4 protein-coding genes are annotated in these 4,952 nt (G+C 70.6%); 3 read left to right on the top strand and 1 reads right to left on the bottom strand.

The annotated features are described in order from the left end of the window. The first annotated feature begins 476 nt into the window (after positions 1-476). From groL to G339_RS0131885, 3 genes are all read left to right on the top strand, one after another. Positions 477-2,105, top strand: coding sequence for a chaperonin GroEL (gene groL, locus G339_RS0131895; RefSeq protein WP_026341965.1), 1,629 nt, complete (start codon positions 477-479; stop codon positions 2,103-2,105). Between the two features lie 129 nt (positions 2,106-2,234). Continuing rightward, the gene (locus G339_RS0131890; protein ID WP_019635117.1) at positions 2,235-2,822 is read left to right on the top strand and encodes an LURP-one-related family protein; all 588 of its coding nucleotides are present in this window, start codon (positions 2,235-2,237) and stop codon (positions 2,820-2,822) included. 51 nt (positions 2,823-2,873) lie between these two features. Then, positions 2,874-3,221 (top strand): hypothetical protein, encoded by a 348-nt coding sequence (locus G339_RS0131885; RefSeq protein ID WP_157408151.1) that lies wholly within the window; start codon positions 2,874-2,876, stop codon positions 3,219-3,221. Position 3,222: 1 nt separating this feature from the next. Here the strand turns inward: G339_RS0131885 and G339_RS0131880 are convergent, their stop codons facing one another. Continuing rightward, positions 3,223-4,101, bottom strand: a complete 879-nt coding sequence (locus G339_RS0131880) for a hypothetical protein (RefSeq protein ID WP_026341964.1) — start codon at positions 4,099-4,101, stop codon at positions 3,223-3,225. Positions 4,102-4,952 lie beyond the last annotated feature (851 nt).

Here is a 4,952-nt window from a genome sequence, read left to right as displayed (position 1 = left end):
CTCTCACGGAACCCTCGTAGACGAGACGGTGACCGTAGCGGGGCCGCCGAAGCGAGCGCAGCGAGCGAAAAGGCCCCGCAACGAAGGGCGGCCAAGGGGGGTCTCCACCCGAACCGGGACGAAAACTCCGGGGGGTGCCCCGCGCGCGCACGGCCGCGAGCCGCCAGGCGAGCGGCCGGGCGCGCGCAGCGCGAAGGGCCGCACCGCAGCGGAGCGCCAGCGGAGCGAGGATGCGGCGCTTCGCGCCGCGGGGGGTGCGGGGGGTCGACCCCCCGCAATGACACTTCTTGCACTCGACTGGGTAGAGTGCTAAACACATCATTGGCACTCTGCTGTGGAGAGTGACAACCACAGCATGGGTCGGACGATGAGGTCTCAGCCCGGCGGCGGAATGGCAGCCGTGCGGGTGGGGCCGTCCGTCGCGGGCGTCGTCCAGATCCGTTCATGGCCACCTGTTCCGGGAGGACTGGAGCCCTATGGCTGCAAAGATGATCGCGTTCGACGAGGAGGCCCGCCGGGGTCTTGAGCGCGGCATGAACCAGCTCGCTGACGCCGTGAAGGTGACCCTCGGTCCCAAGGGCCGCAACGTCGTGCTGGAGAAGAAGTGGGGCGCCCCCACGATCACCAACGACGGTGTGTCGATCGCCAAGGAGATCGAGCTCGAGGACCCGTGGGAGAAGATCGGGGCCGAGCTGGTCAAGGAGGTCGCCAAGAAGACCGACGACGTCGCCGGCGACGGCACGACGACCGCGACCGTCCTGGCCCAGGCGCTGGTACGCGAGGGTCTGCGCAACGTCGCCGCGGGCGCCAACCCGATGTCGCTGAAGCGCGGCATCGAGGCGGCCGTCGAGCGCGTCAGCGAGGAGCTGCACAAGCTCGCCAAGGACGTGGAGACCAAGGAGCAGATCGCCTCCACGGCCTCCATCTCGGCCGGTGACGCGCAGATCGGCGAGATGATCGCCGAGGCGATGGACAAGGTCGGCAAGGAAGGCGTCATCACCGTCGAGGAGAGCAACACCTTCGGGCTGGAGCTGGAGCTCACCGAGGGCATGCGCTTCGACAAGGGCTACATCTCGCCCTACTTCGTGACGGACCCGGAGCGGATGGAGGCGTCGCTCGACGACCCGTACATCCTGATCGTGCAGGGCAAGGCGTCCGCCAACAAGGACCTGCTGCCCGTGCTCGAGGGCGTCATGCAGTCCGGCAAGCCGCTGCTGATCATCGCCGAGGACGTCGAGGGCGAGGCCCTGGCGACCCTGGTCGTCAACAAGATCCGCGGCATCTTCAAGTCCGTCGCGGTGAAGGCGCCGGGCTTCGGCGACCGCCGCAAGGCCATGCTGGGCGACATCGCCACGCTGACCGGCGGCCAGGTCATCTCCGAGGACGTCGGCCTCAAGCTGGAGAACACCACCCTCGACATGCTGGGCCGCGCCCGGAAGGTCGTCGTCTCCAAGGACGAGACCACCATCGTCGACGGCGCGGGCGACGCCAACGAGATCGCGGGCCGGGTCAACCAGATCCGCACCGAGATCGACTCGACCGACTCCGACTACGACCGCGAGAAGCTCCAGGAGCGCCTGGCCAAGCTCGCGGGCGGCGTCGCGGTCATCAAGGCCGGCGCGGCCACCGAGGTCGAGCTGAAGGAGCGCAAGCACCGCATCGAGGACGCGGTGCGCAACGCCAAGGCCGCGGTCGAGGAGGGCATCGTCCCCGGCGGCGGCGTCGCGCTGCTGCAGGCCGGCACCAAGGCGTTCGACAAGCTGGAGCTGTCGGGCGACGAGGCCACGGGCGCGCAGATCGTCCGCCGCGCCCTGGAGGAGCCGCTCAAGCAGATCGCCGTCAACGCCGGCCTCGAGGGCGGCGTCGTGGTGGAGAAGGTGCGCAACCTGACCCCCGGCGAGGGCCTGAACGCCGCGTCCGGCGAGTACGTCAACATGTTCGAGTCCGGCATCCTGGACCCGGCGAAGGTGACGCGGTCGGCGCTGCAGAACGCGTCGTCCATCGCCGCGCTGTTCCTGACGACCGAGGCCGTCATCGCGGAGAAGCCGGAGAAGAACCCGGCCCCGGCGGGCGGCATGCCCGACGGCGGCGGCATGGACTTCTGAGCCGGTCCCCGATCGGTTCGCGGTTCCGCGCGCACGCAAGGGGCGGTCCCCGTCGGGGGGCCGCCCCTCGCGGCGTTCCGGGCGGGCCGCGGGTTTCCCATCGCGGCCGGGGCTTGGCACGATCGGCGGGTGAGCGAACTCTTCACCGCCCCCGCCCTCCGCGTCGAGCAGCCCCGGCGCGGCTCATCGGTCCGCTACCGCGTCCTGGACGACTCCGGGACGCTCCTCGCCGTCGCCGAACGGGTCGGCGAGCGCCGCCGCGGCGACGGCGTCCGCAACGCGCTGCGCGGCGGCGCGTCCGATCTCGACGCCCGTGCCGTCACGCTCTCCACGCCGGACGGCGAACCGCTCTTCGAGGTGGACAAGGCCGCCGGCCGGACGCTGATCACGCTGCGCCGCCCGGACGGCACCACCATCGGCACCTACAACACCCGCTACGCGGGCCGCGAGTTCACGCTGCGCGACCCGGACGAGCACAAGGTCGGCTCGCTCGTCGCGGATCTGGCCCAGCGGAACTTCACCATCACCGACCCCGACCGCAACCAGGTCGGGACGGTCCGGAAGCGCTTCGCGGGCATCGCGACGCACCTGCTGACCACCGCCGACAAGTACGACGTCGAGATCGCCGACGACGTCCCGGAACCGCTGCGGACGCTCGTCGTCGGCGCGGCCATCGCGATGGACCTCGCCCTCCACGAGCACAAAGAAATCATCTGACGGACGTGCCCCCGACCCGGTCGGCTGGGTAGGTACCGGACCATGCGGACGATGCAGGAGCGGACCGACGGGCGGCGGATCTCCCCGGCCGTCCCGTCGATCGCGAACCTCCTGCTGGCCGCGCTCTGGGCCTGCTCGACGTACGGCGGATGGGGCGAGAGCGGCTTCTGCGGCGACGGCCCCGCCCGCGACCCGGCCTGCTCGGACGGGTTCGCGGTGGCGGTCCTGCTCTCGACCCCGTTCGCCGCCGCGGCGGCCGTGCTCGCCCTCGCGTCGTGGGCGTCGCACGATCTGCGCCGCCGCCCGTCCCGGAACGCCGCCCGCCTCACCGTCGCGGCCCTCGGCTGGGTCGTGGCGGAGGGCGTGCTATTCCTCGGCGGGTTCGTCGTGCAGCCCTGACTCAGATCCGGCCGTTGGCGCGCAGGAGGGCGACGGCCTCGACGGTCTTGTAGCCGCGCCAATCAAAGGCGGCGGCGGGGGAGTAACTGGCGAAGTCGGTCGTCCAGCCGCCGTCGTCGCGCTGAAGCGCGGCGAGCCGGTCGAGCTCCGCGTCGATGACGCTCGCGGCGAACAGGGCGCGCGCCGGACCGCCCGGCAGCGGGGCGAAGTCGAGCGGCCGCATCGTCTCGTCGGCCAGGCCGCCCTCGACGGGCACGAGCCCGTCCCCGGGAACGAACCGGCCGAGCCGTTGAAGGAGCCCGGCTGCCTCCGGGATGGTCCCGTGAACCGCGTCGAGGAACTTGACCGCGAACGCGAGCACCAGGGCGTGCGGCGGACCGTCGAGCGCGTCGATCGCCCGCAGGCAGTACGCGGTCGCGCGGTCGAGCCAGGGGTGGCCGGCGATGGACGGGACGCGGTGCGCGTGCGTCGCGACGATCGACGTGATCTGCAGGGACGAGACGGTCGAGTCAGCGCCGACCCAGAACGGCGCGCACGCGGTCGGGTCGTCGATCGGGACCGCGAACCGCAGGCCGCCGTCCGGGAGGGTGACGGTCATCAGCCAGTCCGCGAGCGCGCGCGCATCCGCCGCTGCGGCGTCGGCGGGCAGCTCAGCGAGCACTTCGAACGCGTGGAACGCGGCGGACGGTTGGCTCCCGACCGCGCGGAGATCCGGTTCGAGCCCGGAACCGTAGCCGCCGTCGGGGTTCCGGTATCCGCGCAGCGCGGCGAGGACGGCGTCCGACGAGCCCGCGCCGAGAAGCGCGGCGAACCGCCACCGGTCGAGGAGACGTGCGTGCCCGGCCATGAACCGGGACGCGGCGTTGAGATCAATGGACATGCGTCCCAGCATCGGGACGGCCCCGGCCCGCCGTCTTGTAGAACTCGGACATCTTGCCGTGCTCGTTGCCGCGAAGTGACGCGCACCACGTTCACGCGGTCGGGAACGTCCCAGTCGTGTCGAGCGTTGAACACCATGTAGCCGGGCGCGACGAGAGCGCGCAGCGCCCTCGAAGCCACGTCGATCCGTGTGTCCGCGCACGTCGCGGGCACGATCCGCCCGCAGGACGGAGCACGCGCCGAGCCACGGCCGGACGTTCTCTCCGCGACACGGAGAAGAACTTTCGCCGAACGGTTTGACGCCGCTGCCGCATGGGCATACTGTTCACTTCGCCCCACGGGGAGCCCGGACGCCTGACGGCGGCCGACCCGGGGGAACCACCACCGAACCGAGCACCACGGCACTTGTCGTGCGCCCGTCGCGGTGGCGGCATCGGAAACGGCCCGGTTTTGACAACCGAGCGGAATCTGGTGAAATAGCAGGGCCTTCAGGACGGGTCGCGAAAGCGGTCCGAATCGGAGGAGCCGGGAAAGCGCGGAATTGACAGTCCGGGCGGAACCGGTAAAGTAAGAAATGTCGCCCCGGAGCGAGGATCGCGGAAGCGGTCGGAGCGCGGTGGGTGTCCGTTTCTTGAGAACTCAACAGCGTGTTAAAAGCCAGTGCCTTTATCGGCCGGGTGACCTTTCGGTTTGCTCGGCCGCCCCGTGGTCACTGTCGTCTGACGATGGTGGCGGGGATTTCTTTGAGGCAGTCGTCGGCTCTTTTGATGGAGTCGGCGCATTGCTGGGATTTCGATCCTTTTAAGGTTTGGCGTGCTGGGGGTTCGCCCCTCTGGTGCGTCGTTGGGCCTT

It is taken from the genome of Actinomadura atramentaria DSM 43919, from assembly GCF_000381885.1.
GTDB lineage: Bacteria > Actinomycetota > Actinomycetes > Streptosporangiales > Streptosporangiaceae > Spirillospora > Spirillospora atramentaria.
Note: the sequence above shows the minus strand (reverse complement) of the source record. Positions and strands in the feature narration are given on the sequence as shown.

Bases quoted from the DNA above. Each gene is read 5' to 3' on its own strand.
- groL (WP_026341965.1), top strand. From the start codon at position 477: ATGGCTGCAAAGATGATCGCGTTCGACGAGGAGGCCCGCCGGGGTCTT.
- G339_RS0131885 (WP_157408151.1), top strand. From the start codon at position 2,874: ATGCAGGAGCGGACCGACGGGCGGCGGATCTCCCCGGCCGTCCCGTCG.
- G339_RS0131880 (WP_026341964.1), bottom strand. From the start codon at position 4,101: ATGTCCATTGATCTCAACGCCGCGTCCCGGTTCATGGCCGGGCACGCA.